The following is a 16,788-nucleotide window of genomic DNA, read 5'->3' on the forward strand; positions in this document are numbered from 1 at the left end:
ACGGATGCGGGGGGCCGTTTGTCACCGCCCGCCCCCCTCTCCGCCAAAAAAAGCGGCCTGTCCGCCGGACAGGCCGCAGGGGGCGCCGCCGCTCAACCGGCGGCATAAAAGTCCATCATTCGCAGGAGCATGGCCTGAAAGAGGGCGTTGTCCACCCTCAGGGCCAGCTGGCAGTTGCCCCCCTCCCCCTTCTTGGGGTTGGTGGCGGTGGTCTTTCCGTCGACTCCGGATCCCGGTCTGGCCTGCACCCGCAGGTCGGCCGCCTGGGTGGTGACCACCGGCGGGTTGACCACGCTGGCCACGGCCAGGGCATCGTTGAGGGTGAGGCCGGACTGGCTGCTCCGGGTGGCGGCGTAATCGGCGATCCCCTTTAGCAGGGCGGAGGCGCGGCCCTCCTTTTCCAGGAGGACCGCCAAGTTGTCCTGGCTCAAATAGGTCTTTGTGGTGACGTCGAGCCCCACGACGGTGAGGGGGACGCCGCTGGCCAGCACCACCTGCCAGGCCTCGGGATCGCTGTACACGTTGAACTCGGCCTGGGCGGTGATGTTGCCCCCGCTGAGGCTGCTGCCCATGACGGTGATCTTCGCCAGGTACTGGGGCAGGTCGGGGTATTTTTGCAGGGCGGTGGCGACGTTGGTGAGGGGGCCCAGAGCGATGACCTGCAGCTCTCCCCCGGCGGCCACCGCCTCCTGGTAGAGCCGGTCCCAGGCGGGCAGGCTGTCAAACGCCCTGCCGGGGTCGGGCAGCTTGACCCCGCCCAGGCCGTTGCTGCCGTGGGCGTACTCGGCGGTGACCGCCTCCCTCGAGAGGGGGGCCGCCGCCCCCTGGGAGACCGGGCAGTCGATCCCCAGGTAGGCGCAGAGGGCCAGGGCGTTGGGGCCGGTGTGGGCGAGGGGGGCGTTGCCCTGCACCGCGCAGACAGCGCGGATGTCAAGCTGCTCACAGCTGGCGGCCAGGGCCAGGGCATAGGCGTCGTCGGTCCCGGGGTCGCAGTCGATGACCACCGGGACGGGGCCGGTCACCGGCTTCCCCAGCGGCAGGTTTTGGCGATCGCCCCCCGCGTCCAGTGGAAGGGCGCCCTCCTTCGCCGGGGGGCCGCCGCAGCCGCTCAGCAGCAGCGCGCAGGTCAGCAGGGCGGCCGCCGCCCCTTTCCAGAAACTTCTCTTCATGGTGGGTCCCTCCTTTTGCAGCGGGGGCCGCCCTCTCCCGCTGGGGAAAAGGCGGCCCTATCCACGGCCTTTAAAGGACGTTTTTCATGGCCAGCCGCACGTCGCTGCCCACAAAGCGGACGTCCACGTAGGAGCCCGCCAGGCGGGAGGTGATGCGGTCGGTGTAGGCTTGAGAGATCTCGGCAAAGGTGAGGTTGGTGTTGACGATGGTGGGCCGCCCGGCGGAGAGCCGGGTGTTGACCAGGGTGTAGAGGGTGGAGACGGCAAAGGGGGTGGAGAACTCGCTACCCAGGTCGTCGAGGATGAGCAGGTCGCAGCCCAGCAGGGAGGCCAGGGTGTCCCCCTGCCGGTCGGCGCCGAACTTCTCTCTTTCCAGAATGGCGACAAAGTTGCCGAAGCTGCCGTAGAGGACGGAAAATCCCCTCTGGATGACCTGGCTGGCAATGGCTAGGGAGAGGTGGGTCTTGCCCAGCCCGGTGGCCCCCATCATCAGCAGGTTGGGGCTGTGCAGACCAAAGTGGGCGGCGTAGTCCTTGCAGTAGGCCAGCACCTCCCCCATCACCTCAAAGGGGGTGTCGCCGGGGCGGCCCTCCCTGCTGTAATAGCGCAGGTCAAAACTGTCGAAGGAGCACAGCCGCAGCCCCGACTGGCGGTTGATGCGCTCGGCCTCCACCTGGCGCAAAAGGGCGCCGTAGCAATGGCAGCGGCGGTTGCCCACCACGCCGGTGTCCTGGCAGTCGGGGCAGGTGAAGGGGGGCTTGAGGTAGTCCTCCGGCCAGCCGTTTTCCCGCAGGAGGCGGGCCTTCTCCTCGGCGAGGGCGGCCCCCCGCTGGCGCAGCCCCTCCAGCAGTTCCCCCCGGTCGGCGCCGGCGGAGATGACGGCCTTGGCCACCCCGGCCCCGGTGCGGCGCAGCTCCCCGTCCACCTGGGCCAGGCGGGGGCACCGCTCGTAGCACTCCCGCCGGCGGCGGGCCTGCTCCTCAAAGGCGGCGCGGCGGCGCTGGGACAGGAGCTGGTGGACCCGGTCGTAGACGGCTTTTTCATAGGCCATGGGCTATTCCCCCTCTCTCTTTTTGGCGGTCGGCAGGCGGGTGCGGGACTGGTCCAGGGCGGCGACGTCGAAGGAGGGGGCAAACCCCTTCCCCCTGTTGCCGGGGGCGGTAGGCCGCTGTTCGGCCTGCACCTCCCCCAGGGTGCGGTAGCCCTTGAGGTACCAGGACTTGAGGATGGAGTGGATGTAGGAGAAGAGCACCTTGCCCTTGCGGTCGACGCAGATCTCATAGGCCGCCTTCACCACCTCGTCGGGGAAGCCGTACTCCTCCAGCCAGGTGTAGCAAAACTGCTCCTCCTTCTTGGTGAGGACCCGGTCGTGGATGCCGAAGAGGCTGCGCACCCGCTCCTGCGCGTCCCGGCTGCGCAGCAGCTTTTGGATGTGGGCGTCCGCCTTCTCCACCGTGTCGATGCCGCTCTCCAGCCAGCCGATGCCGGTGCGCTCGATATAGCCCACCTTGCAGCGGCCCACCGAGCGGCAGTAGCCCACCAGCATGAGGATCACCGCCACCGGCAGCCCGTGCAGGGCGTGGAGGCTGACGAGCATGTTGGCCTCGGTGGGGGAGATGGGGCGGCCGAAGACCGACTGGCACTCCCCCAACAAAAACTGCACCTCTTCGCTGTCGGCGGCAATGGCGTTGACCTCCTGCCGGGAGAGGCGGGTGGTGGTGCCGATGGCGGCGGTCTTGACCGGTTCGGCCTGGGGGGCCGGGGCCTCGCTGCGCACCAGCAGCCCCTGGCTGGCCCACCACTCCAGCGCCCGGTCCACCTGCAGCACGCTCAGCCCCAGCTGCTGGGAGAGTTCCAGCGGGGCGATGGTGGCGGGCTGGGCGGCGAGGATGTGGCAGAACACCTGGGCCATCTCCTGCGGGCAGCCGGCGGCCATCAGCTGCAGCGCCCGCTGCGGGACGGCGGCGGCCTGGGCGTAGGACTGGTAGTTGAGCTGGTACACGGCGGGCGACCCCCTTTCTGCTTGTATTGCGGGGCGGCGGCCCCGTTTATCTGCCTTCTATTATACGGGAGGGGGCGGGGTTTGTCCAAACCTATTTTTCCCTGCCGCGGCAAAGGAGGGGGGCGAAAAATCGGCCGCGCCCTCCCCTCTGGACTTTTTTGGGCTTTTGTCGTATACTTTTTGGGAAATCCATATCGAAGAGAGGGGGCGGGGCGTCGTGTCCGCCGATCTGCACTGCCACAGCCGGTTTTCCGACGGGGCCATGGAAATCCCGCAACTGCTGAAACTGGCCCGCCAGGCAGGGCTTGACCACCTGGCCATCACCGACCACGAGACCTTTCACGGCTACGACTACGCTGCCGAGCTGGCGGCGGGATACGGCCTGAAAATCATCAAGGGGATCGAGCTGTCCGCCCGGGACCCGGCCAACGGCCGCAGCGTGCACGTTCTGTGCTACCTGCCCCGGGACACCGCGGAGATCGAGGCCCTCTGCGAGCGGACCCGGCGGGCGCGGATGAAGGCCGGCTTCGTCATGGCCCGGCGGCTCTGCGCCCTCTACCCCCAACTGACGCTGGAGGAGATCTTCGCCCGCAGCTACGACAGTGAGTGCCTTTACAAACCCCACATGATGCAGGCCCTGCAGCAAAAGGGGGTGGCCGAGGACGCCCGCTACGGCGGCCCCCTCTTCCACCAGCTCTTTGACCCCGGCACCGGCAGCTGCTTTGAGCCCATCGACTACCCCAGCGTCTACGAGGTGCTGGAGATCGCCCGCCGCAGCGGCGGCTGGGTGGTGTTGGCCCACCCCTCGGTCTACCGGAGCATGGCGCTGGCCGAGGCCCTCTGCCGGGAGGGGGCCGTGGACGGGCTGGAGATCGACCACCCCCGCAACACCGAGGCGGACAAGGCCCGGCTGCGGCAACTGGCGGCGGAATACGGGCTGCTGGTCACCGGCGGGACCGACTTTCACGGCCACGCCCCCCAAAAGGACAACCCGCTGGGCACCGGCAACACCGCCGGCGACCAGCTGGAAATCATACTGAAAGGCAAAAAGGAGAGACTGTAAAATGAAACACACCTATATCCCCAAAGGCGTTTGCTCCCGTCAGATCACCATCGACGTGGAGGACGGGATCATCAAGAGCGTGGAGTTCGTGGGCGGCTGCGCCGGCAACACCGCCGGGGTGTCCAAGCTCTGCGTCGGCCGCAAGGTGGACGACGTGATCGAGCTGCTGCGGGGCACCCAGTGCCGTAACGGCACCTCCTGCCCCGACCAGCTCTCCTACGCGCTGGAAGAGACCAAGGAGCTGGTGGGCGCCTAAAGGCGGCCCACAGGCGGCAAAAGGGGGCGGGCCCTTCTCCACAGGGGAGAGGGCCCGCCCCCTTTTATTTGCCCCGTTGGCCCCCCGCCCGGACGAGGGCGGTGGCAGGGGCGGAGGAGCAGGGGTCACAGATACCGCTGCACCGACTTGGTCCAGCCCCACATCACCGCCCTTTGGGGGAGGAGTTTGGCGACCAGGTGCATCCACTTGACATAGAGGGTGCAGACCGACTGGTCCCGGCCCCGCTCGGCGTCTTTCAGGGCCTTTCGCGCCACGGGGGCAGGGGGCACCAGGCCGGGATAGCGCACCTTCACGCCCCCCACCTCCCGGGCCAGCATCCCGGTGTCCACCCAGCCGGGGCAGACGGCGGTGGCGGTGAGCCCCGTCCCCCGCATCTCCGCGTGCAGCGCCCGGGTATAGCTGCGGACAAAGGCCTTGGACGAGGCGTAGAGGTTGAGGTAGGGCACCGGCTGAAAGGCCGACTGGGAGGCGATGTTGAGGATGTGTCCCCCCGCCGCCATAAAGGGGAGGCAGACTGCGCAGAGGGAGGTCACCGCCGTGCAGTTGACGGCCACCAGCCGGGCCGCCTGCTCCGGCGAAAAGCGGCCGGTGGGGGCCAGCTCCTCCCCCACGCCGGCGCTGTTGACCAGGTAGGCGACGGCGCACCGCTGCTCCCGCAACCGGCGCTCCAGCGCCTGGGCGCTCTCCACCGCGGCCAGGTCCAGGGACAGGGGGACGATCCGCTCCCCCCAGCGGGCCCTCAAGGCGGCCAGCTTCTCCCCGTCTCGGGCGACACACCAGATCTCGTCCAGCGGCCTCTCCGTCAACTGCTCGACAAAGGCGCGGCCGAGGCCGCCGCTGGCCCCGGTGACAATGGCAATGGTCTTCAAAATCGCTCCCCCTCTTTCCTCTCGGTGCCGCCCCGCCGTCAATGGCCGGAGCCAGCTTCTCCCCCTATCCTACACCCGTGGGCCGAAAAAGGAAAGCGGGGCCGGTCGGCTGGGGGCCGGGTTGGGGAAAGAGGGAGTCCGACGGCGGACAGGGTGCCGGCTGCGCGACCCCCTCCGGCCACCCTTTCGCCTGCAAACGGGGGTGGGTCTTGCCTCCCGGGATAGACGGCCCGGCGTCTCCCCGCGCCCCGTGCACCGCCGCCCGGGAAGATGGTCCGCTGGCGCGGGGTGTACCCAACGCCTTCCAGCGGCCTGAACCATGGAGAGGGGCCACCTCCCTTTTGGGCTGTGGAGGGCCCTCATCGAAGACAGAAAGCTCCTCCTCTGTGCCCCCGCCCTTGCCGGGACACCGAATACCGCGAGGGCGCTCCCCCTCCGTCAAGAGGCGGGCACCGTCGGCCCGGGAAAGAGCCCCACAGGCGCAAAAACGCCCCCCGTTCATCTGCAGCATGACCACAGATGAATGGGGGGCGCCGTGCGCGGCCGCCACATGCCCTTCGGGCAGAGGCCGGACCTGCGCACCGGGTTTTCGCCGGTTTAGGGCCCCGTTTGAATCAGGGCCCGTCTCCCTCTACTCCAGCTCAAACTGGCCGGTGTAGAGCTGGTAGTACTTGCCCTTCTGGGCCAACAGCTCGTCGTGGCTGCCCCGCTCGATGATCTCGCCGTGCTCCAGCACCATGATGCAGTTGGAGTTGCGGACGGTGGAGAGCCGGTGGGCGATGACAAAGACGGTGCGCCCCTGCATCAGCCGGTCCATCCCCTTTTCGATCAGGGCCTCGGTGCGGGTGTCGATGGAGGAGGTGGCCTCGTCGAGGATCAGCACCGGCGGGTTGGCCACCGCCGCCCGGGCAATGGCCAGCAGCTGCCGCTGCCCCTGGGAGAGGTTGGCCCCGTCGGAGTGGAGCATGGTGTCATACCCCTGGGGCAGGTGGCGGATGAAGCCGTCGGCGTTGGCCAGCTTGGCCGCCTCCTCCACCTGCTCGTCGCTGGCGTGGAGGTTGCCGTAGCGGATGTTCTCCCGCACCGTGCCGGTGAAGAGGTGGGTGTCCTGCAGCACCATGGCCAGGCTGCGGCGGAGGTCGGCCTTCTTGATTTTGCCGATGTTGATGCCGTCGTAGCGGATCTTGCCGTCGGGCACGTCGTAAAAGCGGTTGATGAGGTTGGTGATGGTGGTCTTGCCCGCGCCGGTGGAGCCCACAAAGGCGATCTTCTGCCCGGGGTTGGCGTAGAGGGTCACGTGGTTGAGGACGGTCTTTTTCTCGTCGTAGCCAAAGGTCACGTCGTCAAACTGCACGTCCCCCCGCAGCCAGGTGTAGGTCAGGGTGCCGTCGCCGTGGGGGTGCTTCCAGGCCCATTTGCCGGTGTGGTGGTCGCACTCCACGATCTCGCCGTTCGGCCCCTCCTCGGCAAAAACCAATTGCACGTAGCCGTCGTCGGCCTCGGGCTTCTCGTCGATGACCTCGAAGATCCGCTCGGCCCCGGCCAGGGCGGCGAGGATGACGTTGAACTGCTGGGAAATCATGGTGATGGGGTGGGAGAAGGAGCGGGTGTACTGCAAGAAAGAGGCCACCGACCCCAGGTCCATCCCCCCGGTGATCACCAGAAAGGCGCCCACCGCGGCGGTCATGGCGTAGTTGACGTAGGAGAGGTTGCCCATGATGGGCATCAGGATGTTGGCAAAGGTGTTGGCGTTGGTGGCCGCCTGGCGGAGATCCTCGTTGCGGCGGGCAAACTCGCCCTTGACCTCCTCCTCGTGGCAGAAGACCTTGACCACCTTCTGGCCCTCGATCATCTCCTCGATGTAGCCGTTGACGCTCCCCAGCTCCTTCTGCTGCACCTTGTAGAAGTGGGCGCTGCGCTTGGTGACAAACTTGATGATGACAAACATCACCGCCAGCATGCAAACGATCAGCAGCGTCAGCAGGGGGCTGAGCACCAGCATCATGGTGAAGGTGCCCACCACTGTCACCGTGGAGGTGATGAGCTGGGTGACCCCCATGGTGAGGGCCTCCCGCAGGGTGTCCACGTCGTTGGTGAAGCGGCTCATGGTCTCGCCGTGGGTGCGGGTGTCAAAGTAGCGGATGGGCAGGTCCTGCAGGTGCTCGAACAGGTCCTTGCGGATCTCGTTGAGGGTGCCGGTGGAGACCAGCATCATCATCCGGTTGGTGCCAAAGGTGCAGGCCGCCCCGCAGAGGTAGACCGCCCCCATGGTGCACAGCAGCCGGATCAGGGGGCCGAAGTCGGGGTTGGCCGCGCCGATGAGGGGGATGATCCCCTCGTTGATGACCGGCTTGAGCAGGTAGTTGCCCACCACCCCGGCCCCCGAGCTGACGGCCACGGTGAAGAGCACCAACAGCAGCATCCACTTGCGGTGGAGCATATAGCCGAAGATGCGGCCCAGGGTCTTTTTGGCGTTTTTGGGTTTTTGAAAATTGGTGCGCGGTCTCGGCATCCTAGGCCACCCCCTTCTGCTGGGACTCGTAGACGTCCCGGTAGATCTCGCTCGTCTTCATCAGCTCGTCGTGGGTCCCCACGGCCGCGATCTTCCCGCCGTCCATGACGATGATCTGGTCGCAGTCGCAGACCGAGGTGATCCGCTGGGCGATGATGATTTTGGTGGTCCCCGCCAGATCGGTGGCAAAGGCCTGGCGGATCCTGGCGTCGGTGGCGGTGTCCACGGCGCTGGTGGAGTCGTCGAGGATGAGGATCTTCGGCTTTTTCAGCAGCGCCCGGGCAATGCAGAGGCGCTGTTTCTGCCCGCCGGAGACGTTGACGCCCCCCTGCCCCAAATCGGTGTCGTACCCGTCGGGGAAGGACTGCACAAAGTCGTCGGCCTGGGCGGCCCGGGCGGCGGCCGCGATCTCCTCGTCGCTGGCCTCCCCGTCGCCCCACTTCAGGTTGTCGCGGATGGTGCCGGAGAAGAGGACGTTTTTCTGCAGCACCATCCCCACGGCCTGGCGCAGCTCGGCGATCTTGTAGTCGCGCACGTCCCGGCCGCCCACCAGGATGCGGCCCTCGCTCACGTCGTAGAGGCGGGGGATCAGCTGCACCAGGGTGCTCTTGGCGCTGCCGGTGCCGCCGATGATCCCCACCATCTGCCCGGAGGCGATGTGGAGGTCGATCCCCTCGAGTACCTTCTCGGAAGCGTCCTTGTTGTACTTGAAGGAGACGTTTTCAAAGTCGATGGAGCCGTCGGCGGCCTGGGCCTCGCCGCTGCCGTCCTGGATGTCCGGCTCCTCGGCCAGCACATCGGAGATGCGCTGGAGGGAGGCCCGGCTCATCACCAGGTTGACAAAGACGTTGGCGATCATCATCAGGGACATGAGGATCTGGTTGACATAGCTGACAAAGCTGATGAGCTCGCCCGTCTGCATGTTGCCCACCACGATTTTCTGCCCGCCGAACCAGAGGATGGCCACGATGCAGCTGTAAACGGTCAGCTGCATCACCGGCATGTTCCAGTTGAGGATCCGCTCGGCCTTGCGCTGGGCGGCGGTGAGGGCGTCGTTGGCGTTTTTGAACTTGCCCTTTTCAAACTCGGAGCGGGCGAAGGCCTTCACCACCCGGATGGCGATGAGGTTTTCCTGCACCGAGGCATTGAGGTTGTCATAGCGATCGAGCATCTTGCGAAATTGGGGGTAGGCCTTGACGGCGATCAGGGCCAGCAGGCTGGCGAGGATGGGGATGGCCACCAGGAACACCAGGGCCAGCTCCCCGTTGATCTGCACCGCCATGATGGTGGCCCCCACCAGCATCACCGGGGCGCGCACCAGCATGCGGATGGTCATCATAAAGGCCATCTGAATGGTCTGCACGTCGGTGGTCAGCCGGGTGATGAGGGAGGCGGTGCTGAATTTGTCCACGTTGGCAAAGGAGAAGGACTGCACCTTCTCAAACAGCCCCCGCCGCAGCTCGCTGCCAAAGCCCATGCCGGCCATAGAGGCGAAGCGGGAGCTGGTGGCCCCGAAGCAGAGCCCCAGAATCGCCATCAGCACCATCATCCCCCCGGTGCGCAGCACGTAGTCCATGTCCCCGGTATTGATGCCCACGTCCACGATCTTGGACATGTAGTAGGGGATGCGGATCTCCAGCAGCACCTCGAAGATGACCGAGATGGGCGCCAGGATCATGTACAAACGGTATTTTTTCGTGTAGGGTGCCAGTTGTCTAACCATCCTTTTCCTCCTCTTGTTCTACTTGGTGGCGCAGGGAGCGGGCGGTGTCCATCAGCTCCCGCCAGGGGCGGTCGCGGTACTCGCTGCCCAGGTTGTCGATCATCCGCTCCAGAAGGCCCTGCAGCTCCTCCAGCTCCTGCGGGGTGAACCCGGCAAACAGCCGCTCGTCCACCTGGTCAAAGGCCGCCCGGCTGGAGGCGGCGTAGGCCCGCCCCTTCTCGGTGACGTGCAGCCGGGTGCAGCGCAGGTCCTCGGGGTCGCTGTGCTTCTCCACCAGCCCGTGCTTTTGCAGCCGCTTGACCGAGGTGGCGATGGAGGGGGCGGAGATGCGCATCCACGCGGCCAGCTCCTTCTGGGTGCAGAGGTCGTGGTCCATGATGTTTTCGAGGATGGGCAGCTGCCCGAAGTAGAGGCCGTTTTCCAGCGCGGCCCGGCTGAGGTAGATGCGGTGGAGCACGTGCAGCCGGTTGATCCGCCAGACAATGTCTCTGAGTTTGTCTCCCATGAGTCTCTCCTCTCCTGCCGGCAGGGCGGCCGCCGTCTCCCCTGCCGGTGAGGGAGGCGCGGCGGCACACTATTTTGCCAGCTAAATGTAAACTGATTAATCGTTAATCAACTAATTGATAGTGTATGCCCGATCCTCTAAAATGTCAACCGTTTTTTGTGGCTATTTTTCTCCCTCCCCCGCCAGAATCGACAAAAAGAGGCCCGAAATTTTGGCGGCCCCCTCCCCCCCATCTGTGCTATACTGATTAGGAATATGAACCCAATCTCCGCCGTTACCCGGCGGAATTTTTAGGAGGTAACGCCACCATGGACAAAAAACAGTACGACAGCGCCGGCGCACGCCAGAGCCGCTACACCCCCAAATTCGGCAAATTGATTTTGCAGAACATGGCCGCCCCCAAAATCAGCGAGGTCATCCCCGCGGAGGAGCTGCTGGCCGTTCACAGGGTCTACATCACCGGCTGCGGCGACTCCTATCTGGCCGGGCTCTCGGCCCTGCCGGCCTTCCAGTCCCTGTCGGGGGTCAAGTGCACCGCCGTCAAGGCCACCGACTTTGCCCGCCACCTCCCCGCCGAAAAGATCGAGGGGGCCCTGGTCATCGGCATCAGCATCTCGGGGACCGTCAGCCGGGTGGCCGAGTGCCTGCAGCGGGCGGTGAAACACGGCGGGGTCGCTCTGGCCATCTCCGACAACCCGGAGTCGCCGGTGGCCACCTCCGCCAACTACGTCCTCCCCCTGGGGATGCCCCAGCTCGAGCCCGCTCCCGGGGTCTGCTCCTACGTGGCTTCCACCCTGGCGCTGTTCTGCCTGGCCCACCACATCGGCCGGGTCAACGGCTCCAACGACCTCACCCACGAGCAGTTCACCTCCTGCATCACCGCCCATCTCGACCAGGCGGCCGCCGCCCTGCCCGCAATGGAGGAGGCCTGCTTCGCCGCCGCCCAGGACCTGCAGAACTGCCGCGCCTTCGACTTTGTCTCTGACGGGGAGAGCCGCTCCACCGCCGTCTTCGGCCAGGCCAAGATGGTGGAGTTCTTCGGCGGTCTCGTCACCGGGGACGACTGCGAGGACTGGTGCCACATCAACTACTTCACCGAGGAGCCCTCCACCCTGGGCACCTTCATCACCATCTTCGCCGACTCGCCCTCCCTCTCCCGCACCAAGGAGCTGGTGCAGTGCGCGGTGAACATCGGCCGCAAGGTCTATGTCATCACCGACTGCGCCCCCGGCACCTTTGCCGAGGGGGCCCACATCATCGCCCTGCCCACCCCCGAACACACCTGGGTGCGGCCCATTGTCAGCCACCTGCCCTACGACTTCATCGGCGCCTTCATCTCCGAGCTCAAGGGCGCTCCCCCCTTCCGCGCCTACGAGGGGGCCGTCTGGCGCACCCCCGAGGGATCTTCCCACATCCGCGACAGCGAGATCGTGGTGCTGTAACCCCCTTTTCAAAGCCGATTGCCGGCGCAGGGCGGGCCTCCGGGCCCGCCCTGCGCCTTTTTGGTTTGGTTGCCCCTCTCCGCTGCAAGACAACGGGGCGCAAAAGGCGGACGGCAGATGCGGCGTTCCAAGTCCCTCTTCCAGTTAAAAAGCGCTGTTTTTTCTTTTATTTTGTAGGATTCTTGTCATTTTTTGAGGAAGCCTGTATACTGTATAAAAAGTGTGCTTTTCCGTTCGGCTCATAGAAACGGTATGGCACAACGAAAAAGGAGAAAAACGACAAAAAAGACGATTGATTCATCAAATCAATCGTCAAATAGGGCAATTTTATCTGCTGTCTGCAAGAGAACGGAAAAGCACACCTTCTTTGACGCCTCCCCTTACGCCCTGCCTTTTCTCTCCTTTAAAAGGAGGCTATTTTCTGTGAAACACGCGCGTCTCACCCTGCGGCACTGGGCTGGCGTCGCAGGGATCGCCCTGACCCTGTTGGTCTTCGCCGGCGTCCTGTGGCTCTCGCCCCTGGCGGCGGGGGACGAAGTTCCCCTCACCCCCGAAATGGGCACGCTAAAGGCGGGGACCACCTATGTCGTGCCGGCGGGAGAACAGGTCTCCATCGGCTCCAACGCCGATGCGGGCGACTGTCTGTACCCGGGGACCATCACCATTGAAAAAGGGGCTACCCTGATCGTCCGGGGAGAACTGGTCTGGGAAGAGGACGCCTCTCTGGAGGTGGAAGGCTCGGTCCGCTGCGAGGGCGACGGCCGAGTACTGCAGAAGCTGGGCCGCCTGAACATCCGAGAATCCGCCTCCATCGACCGGCTGGAGGTGTCGGGGATCAGCGCCATGGAAGCGGACCGCGGCGCGCCCTCGTCCGGCAACACCTACGTCAGCATCTCCGGCGGCCACGTGGGACAGTTGAACCTCCGTGCGGGGCGGCTGATCGTCAGCGGCGGCACCGTCGGATCCCTCAAGGCCCAAACCGAGGTCCCCAGCTGTTCGGTCGGCTTCCTCCTCCAGTGCCAGGGCGGCGAGATCGGGACCTTGGACATACAGCTGCCGCAGGACCCCCCCGATGAAATGTATCTGGCGGCCCATGTCGGCACCCTCATCATGCGGCCGGGCGACTACCAACTAAAACTCACAAATGCCGCCCGCGTGGACCAACTCCAACTCAGCGGCGGCGATGCGGGTTCTCCCCGCCTCATGGGCGAGGTGGGGAGCGCCTGCTCCATTGGCGCTCTCACAGCCGCCGGCGGGGTGATCGACGGGGCCGACGCCATCACCTGCAATCAAATCTACCTCAGCGGGGACGCCCGAGCCACCGGTCTTCTCACCGAAGCCGAGGGAGGGGTCTACCTCGCCGCCCAGGGGGGCAAGCGGCCCTCTTTTACCCCGAGCGCGGGAGCCGCCAACCCCCTCTACCGCCGGGTGGAACTCACCGGCAATGCCGCCCAGGCAGTCACCCTTTCGGCCCCATCGGGCAAGTCCATCTCCGGCCGGGGAGACTTCGACGGGTTTTACTGCAAAGAGGGGGATCAGGTCACCGTGACCTCCACTGGAAGCGACCCCCTCGACATCACCCGCAACAATATGTACCTAGCATTTTCAAATGGCAGCGCCACCTATACCGCATCCGCTGGTTTTGACCAGCTGCAGGTAAAATATGCGCCCCCGCTGTCGATAGGTATGACGCACACTGCCGGGACGGGGCGGGCTCAGTATACCTATGACCCAGTCTCACACATCCTCATTCTCGAAAACAACTGTCGGCTCAGTGGGACAGTGCAGGAGGACGTGCACATTAAAGTTACGTCTGGGGCCGGATACATAGAGCTGAACAAAGTTGACCGGGGAGCGCACTGTGTCACGTTGGAACCCCTTATCCGACAAGAGGGAGAAACCGTCGGCATTTTTATTGGCCTTGATGGGGCAAGTCATCTCACTGCACTGTCCAGCAGCGCGGGTCCCCTATCCCTGGTAAAGGAAGCTCATGCCGTGGAGGATGGCCTCTTGACAGTAGACGGGGACCTGGCCGCTGCGGGGGCAATCAGTGCATCCAATATTCAGACTCTGACTTGCAAAAAAATCACCGCTCCAAGTGCCAGTTTTAATAACTGTATCGCCCTTTGCGACGGGATGGAGTCGACCAACGGCAGTATAAATCTCATCAATGGCAGCGATCTCACGGCAAATGGGCCCATTGTCCTTCGCTCACAAAACGAAAACCACGCTCTCTCCATCACCTCTTCCCGTGTGAACGTCTGCGCGGCGGGAGAAACGCCCATCCAGTCAGACAGAAAGATCGTCATCACAGGCAATTCCTGCGTAACCGCCCGCGCCCTTCCCGTCAAGGGGGAGAACATCCCCCTTCCCGCCGTTGTCACCAGCGGTGACCTCCTCCTCTTTGACGGGACACCTCTCTCTTCCGGGCAGGATCGATTCTTTTACGCCCTCTCCAGCGGGGGCGCTCCCGCTGTCCAGGCGGGCGGCGAGATCGCCTTCTCGCTGAAAACAGCCGACACCCCTCTCCCCACCATCGCCCGCCCCCAGGACGGGGAGATCATCCCCCTAGAGGGCGGCGGCCAGACCTTCGGCGTCGGCGATCGGCCCACCACTGACGTGCTGGTGGCCCCTGCCGGGCGCTTCTACACCCTTGCGGTGGACGGGGGGAGCGGCTCGGGCAACCAGCTCATCGGCCAGCCCGCCTACCTCACTGCCGACCCGGCCCCGGAGGGGATGGTCTTTGACCGCTGGGAGTTGGTGTCGGGCGAGGGCCGATTTGCCGACACCACCGCCGCCAACACCGCCTTTACCGCCAGCGCCGAGGCCACCGTTCGCGCCCTCTACCGCGAGGCCCCGGTAGAGTCCGACCCCGACGAGCCGGTGACCCCCGCCCCCGAAGACCCGGTAAAACCCGATCCCGACGAGCCAACGCCTCCCGCGCCCGATGACCCAGTGGACCCAGCGCCGCCGGACGGCGGCGGGCAGACACCCCCGACCCCCACCCCGAGCCCGGAGGAGGGCGATCCCTCCGGCGGCGATGCCGCGCCCCCGACCCAAGGGCCGGAAGACGGCGCTTCCCAGACGGGGGATGCCTCCGCCCTACCCACCTGGCTGGCTATCCTCACCGCCTCCCTCCTCGTCGCGGTGCTCTGCAAACGCCACTTTGCCGGCTGGAAACACCTGCAGCGGTAGGCGGCGATAGCGCAAAGGGCCCCAAACGACCCCATCTGTTCCAACGCAAAAAAGGAGCCGTGAGAGCGCGGCTCCTTTTTCGCGCCCGCCCTTGCCAAAACCCGCTGCCCCCGCTATACTCGTTTAAAAAGGCGGCCCGTCCGCCGAGAAAGGAGTGTCCGCCGTGCACCCAGTGGACAGAGTAGCCGTTTTAGAGCGCGCCAGAGCGCGCTACGGCACCGAGCCGGAGACCCTCTGGGCCCGCTTTCCCAACCACCTGGCGCTGCGCCACCGGGAGAACCGGCGCTGGTATGCCCTCCTCATGGAGGTGCCGGCGCGCTCCCTCGGCCTGCCCGGCGAGGGGCGGGTGGACATCCTCAACGTCAAGTGCGACCCGCTGCTCGTCGGCTCCCTGCGGCGGGAGCGGGGCATCCTTCCCGCCTACCACATGGACAAGGACCATTGGATTAGCGTCCTTTTAGACGGCTCGGTCCCCTGGGAGCAGCTCACCGACCTGTTGGAGATGAGCTACCGCCTGACCCAGGGGCGGCGCTGACAGACTACGCCCCCTCTGGGCCGGAGTGTTGCACTCGGTATGGGGCCCTCCCACAGGGGAGCCGGGGGATCGGCGGGCCCTCCTCTCCGGCAGCAGGGGGAAACCGAATGACCGTCCCGGTGGCAAGCAGCGTCACCGGCTGCCAAAATCGGCCACAGACGGGAACGCTTCGCCCGCTCCTCTGCCGCCAAGGTCTCTCTCCTCCGCAGGTGGGCGTGGTCTCCCTCCCCCTTTCCCGGCAAGCCAGCGGTGCAGCTCGACCTGTTGTCTGGCGGCAACCAGTTCCCAAGCCCCGGTGTCTGTTCCCCTGCCTGCCAGCGGGGATCTGGCCGGCGCCCCCCTATCGTCCGCCCTGCCGCCGTCGCCGCGCCCTTCCACCTGTAAACAGACAAAAAAGAGAGCCGCACCCTGCGGCTCTCTTCTCATCTGTGATCGGGCGGCGCGGCGGCCCCCTAGAAAAGCAGGGGCATGCAGGCCCCCACGATGGCCCCCAGGCCCAGCAAAATCGCCAGGGCCAGCGCCCCCATCTGCACCCATCGCTTGGACTTGTTCATCCTCTTCGCCCCCCGTGTCTTTTTTCCGGTCCATTTTACCACCGATTCGCCCGGTTGTGTGACCGCCCTGTAAATTTTTTGCCTGCCAAAATTTTTGCACCCCACTTTGCCGAAACGTGGTATACTAAAACCTGTTTGAAATACAGCCCACAGAAAGGAGGGCGCTTTTATGCCCCGAACTCCCAAACCCTCGTCCCTCTCCCGCTCCGAGCAGACCAACATCGTCATGTCCGGCCACATCAACGGCGCGGGCCGCCTTTTCGGCGGGGTGCTGGTAGAGTGGATCGACGTGGCTGCCGCCGTGGCCGCCCGCCGCCACAGCGGACGGGACGTCACCACCGCCGCCATCGACAACCTACAGTTCAAGTCGGCCGCCTATGCCGGGGAGATGGTGGTCCTCATCTCCCGGGTCACCCACACCGGCACCACCTCGATGGAGGTGCGGGTGGACACCTTTGTCGAATCCCTGAACGGAGAGCGGCGGCTCATCAACACCGCCTATTTGGTGATGGTCGCCCTGGATAAAGAGGGGGATCCCACCCCGGTGCCCCCCCTCCTGATAGAGAGCGAGGAGGAGCAGCAGGAGTGGCAGGCCGCCGAGCGCCGCCGGGCCCTCCGCAGCGAGCGCCGCCGCCAGGCCTACTAATTACACACCTAAAGACAGCACCGCCCTCCCCGCTCTGGGGAGGGCTTTTTTTGCCCTTGCGGCGCGGCAAAGAGGGAGAGCTTCACCTCAGTCCCTCTTCCCGGTAGAGAGAGAAGAGGAAAAGCAGTAGTGGCAGGCCGCCGGGCCCTCCGCAGCGAACGCCGCCGCCAGGCCTACTAATTACACCCCTAAAGACAGCGCCGCCCTCCCCACTCCGGGGAGGGTTTTTTTGCCCTTGCGGCGCGGCAAAGGGGGGAACTTCACCCCAGTCCCCCTCTTAGCAAAAAGCGAAGGGG

At 65.4% G+C, this 16,788-nt stretch carries 13 protein-coding genes; 6 read left to right on the forward strand and 7 right to left on the reverse strand.

Going from position 1 to position 16,788, the window contains the following annotated elements; translation table 11 throughout:
- Positions 1 to 92: 92 nt before the first annotated feature.
- The 3 genes from BN3266_RS04180 to BN3266_RS04190 form a co-directional block, all read right to left on the reverse strand.
- The gene (locus tag BN3266_RS04180) at positions 93 to 1,169 is read right to left on the reverse strand and encodes a nucleoside hydrolase (protein WP_059004028.1); all 1,077 of its coding nucleotides are present in this window, start codon (positions 1,167 to 1,169) and stop codon (positions 93 to 95) included.
- 70 nt (positions 1,170 to 1,239) lie between these two features.
- Positions 1,240 to 2,220, reverse strand: coding sequence for an ATP-binding protein (locus BN3266_RS04185; protein ID WP_059004031.1), 981 nt, complete (start codon positions 2,218 to 2,220; stop codon positions 1,240 to 1,242).
- A 3-nt stretch (positions 2,221 to 2,223) separates the two neighbouring features.
- Positions 2,224 to 3,171 carry a DnaD domain protein gene (locus BN3266_RS04190; RefSeq protein WP_059004033.1) on the reverse strand — a complete coding sequence of 316 codons (948 nt, stop codon included), beginning with the start codon at positions 3,169 to 3,171 and terminating at the stop codon, positions 2,224 to 2,226.
- A 217-nt stretch (positions 3,172 to 3,388) separates the two neighbouring features.
- On the opposite strand from BN3266_RS04190, the gene BN3266_RS04195 reads away from it, so the two are divergent.
- Positions 3,389 to 4,234, forward strand: coding sequence for a PHP domain-containing protein (locus BN3266_RS04195; protein WP_082671646.1), 846 nt, complete (start codon positions 3,389 to 3,391; stop codon positions 4,232 to 4,234).
- 1 nt (position 4,235) lies between these two features.
- Positions 4,236 to 4,490, forward strand: coding sequence for a TIGR03905 family TSCPD domain-containing protein (locus BN3266_RS04200; RefSeq protein WP_021661194.1), 255 nt, complete (start codon positions 4,236 to 4,238; stop codon positions 4,488 to 4,490).
- A 125-nt stretch (positions 4,491 to 4,615) separates the two neighbouring features.
- Here BN3266_RS04200 and BN3266_RS04205 read toward each other — a convergent pair whose 3' ends face one another.
- The 4 genes from BN3266_RS04205 to BN3266_RS04220 all read right to left on the reverse strand — a co-directional run bounded on the left by BN3266_RS04205 (position 4,616) and on the right by BN3266_RS04220 (position 10,120).
- The gene (locus BN3266_RS04205) at positions 4,616 to 5,380 is read right to left on the reverse strand and encodes an SDR family NAD(P)-dependent oxidoreductase (protein WP_207644005.1); all 765 of its coding nucleotides are present in this window, start codon (positions 5,378 to 5,380) and stop codon (positions 4,616 to 4,618) included.
- 631 nt (positions 5,381 to 6,011) lie between these two features.
- Positions 6,012 to 7,892 carry an ABC transporter ATP-binding protein gene (locus BN3266_RS04210; protein ID WP_059004035.1) on the reverse strand — a complete coding sequence of 627 codons (1,881 nt, stop codon included), beginning with the start codon at positions 7,890 to 7,892 and terminating at the stop codon, positions 6,012 to 6,014.
- A 1-nt stretch (position 7,893) separates the two neighbouring features.
- Complete coding sequence (locus BN3266_RS04215; RefSeq protein ID WP_059004036.1) at positions 7,894 to 9,615, reverse strand: ABC transporter ATP-binding protein; 1,722 nt, start codon at positions 9,613 to 9,615, stop codon at positions 7,894 to 7,896.
- Complete coding sequence (locus BN3266_RS04220) at positions 9,608 to 10,120, reverse strand: MarR family winged helix-turn-helix transcriptional regulator (protein WP_021661200.1); 513 nt, start codon at positions 10,118 to 10,120, stop codon at positions 9,608 to 9,610. Before BN3266_RS04220 ends, BN3266_RS04215 begins: the two co-directional genes overlap by 8 nt.
- Before the next feature lie 308 nt (positions 10,121 to 10,428).
- Here BN3266_RS04220 and BN3266_RS04225 point away from each other — a divergent pair, with 308 nt between their 5' ends.
- The 4 genes from BN3266_RS04225 to BN3266_RS04240 all read left to right on the forward strand — a co-directional run bounded on the left by BN3266_RS04225 (position 10,429) and on the right by BN3266_RS04240 (position 16,492).
- Positions 10,429 to 11,562, forward strand: coding sequence for an SIS domain-containing protein (locus BN3266_RS04225; RefSeq protein WP_059004038.1), 1,134 nt, complete (start codon positions 10,429 to 10,431; stop codon positions 11,560 to 11,562).
- Between the two features lie 423 nt (positions 11,563 to 11,985).
- Positions 11,986 to 14,757, forward strand: a complete 2,772-nt coding sequence (locus BN3266_RS04230) for a hypothetical protein (protein WP_059004040.1) — start codon at positions 11,986 to 11,988, stop codon at positions 14,755 to 14,757.
- Between the two features lie 163 nt (positions 14,758 to 14,920).
- Positions 14,921 to 15,292 carry an MmcQ/YjbR family DNA-binding protein gene (locus BN3266_RS04235; RefSeq protein WP_242861714.1) on the forward strand — a complete coding sequence of 124 codons (372 nt, stop codon included), beginning with the start codon at positions 14,921 to 14,923 and terminating at the stop codon, positions 15,290 to 15,292.
- 723 nt (positions 15,293 to 16,015) lie between these two features.
- The gene (locus BN3266_RS04240; RefSeq protein ID WP_059004044.1) at positions 16,016 to 16,492 is read left to right on the forward strand and encodes an acyl-CoA thioesterase; all 477 of its coding nucleotides are present in this window, start codon (positions 16,016 to 16,018) and stop codon (positions 16,490 to 16,492) included.
- The last annotated feature ends 296 nt before the right edge of the window (positions 16,493 to 16,788 follow it).

The sequence above is a fragment of the Bittarella massiliensis (ex Durand et al. 2017) genome, assembly GCF_001486165.1.
Taxonomy (GTDB): Bacteria; Bacillota; Clostridia; order Oscillospirales; family Ruminococcaceae; genus Bittarella; species Bittarella massiliensis.

What these genes read in the sequence shown, in the direction of transcription:
- BN3266_RS04180 (WP_059004028.1), bottom strand. Translation starts at nt 1,169, where the DNA reads ATGAAGAGAAGTTTCTGGAAAGGGGCGGCGGCCGCCCTGCTGACCTGC.
- BN3266_RS04185 (WP_059004031.1), bottom strand. Translation starts at nt 2,220, where the DNA reads ATGGCCTATGAAAAAGCCGTCTACGACCGGGTCCACCAGCTCCTGTCC.
- BN3266_RS04200 (WP_021661194.1), top strand. Translation starts at nt 4,236, where the DNA reads ATGAAACACACCTATATCCCCAAAGGCGTTTGCTCCCGTCAGATCACC.
- BN3266_RS04210 (WP_059004035.1), bottom strand. Translation starts at nt 7,892, where the DNA reads ATGCCGAGACCGCGCACCAATTTTCAAAAACCCAAAAACGCCAAAAAG.
- BN3266_RS04215 (WP_059004036.1), bottom strand. Translation starts at nt 9,615, where the DNA reads ATGGTTAGACAACTGGCACCCTACACGAAAAAATACCGTTTGTACATG.
- BN3266_RS04220 (WP_021661200.1), bottom strand. Translation starts at nt 10,120, where the DNA reads ATGGGAGACAAACTCAGAGACATTGTCTGGCGGATCAACCGGCTGCAC.
- BN3266_RS04225 (WP_059004038.1), top strand. Translation starts at nt 10,429, where the DNA reads ATGGACAAAAAACAGTACGACAGCGCCGGCGCACGCCAGAGCCGCTAC.
- BN3266_RS04240 (WP_059004044.1), top strand. Translation starts at nt 16,016, where the DNA reads ATGCCCCGAACTCCCAAACCCTCGTCCCTCTCCCGCTCCGAGCAGACC.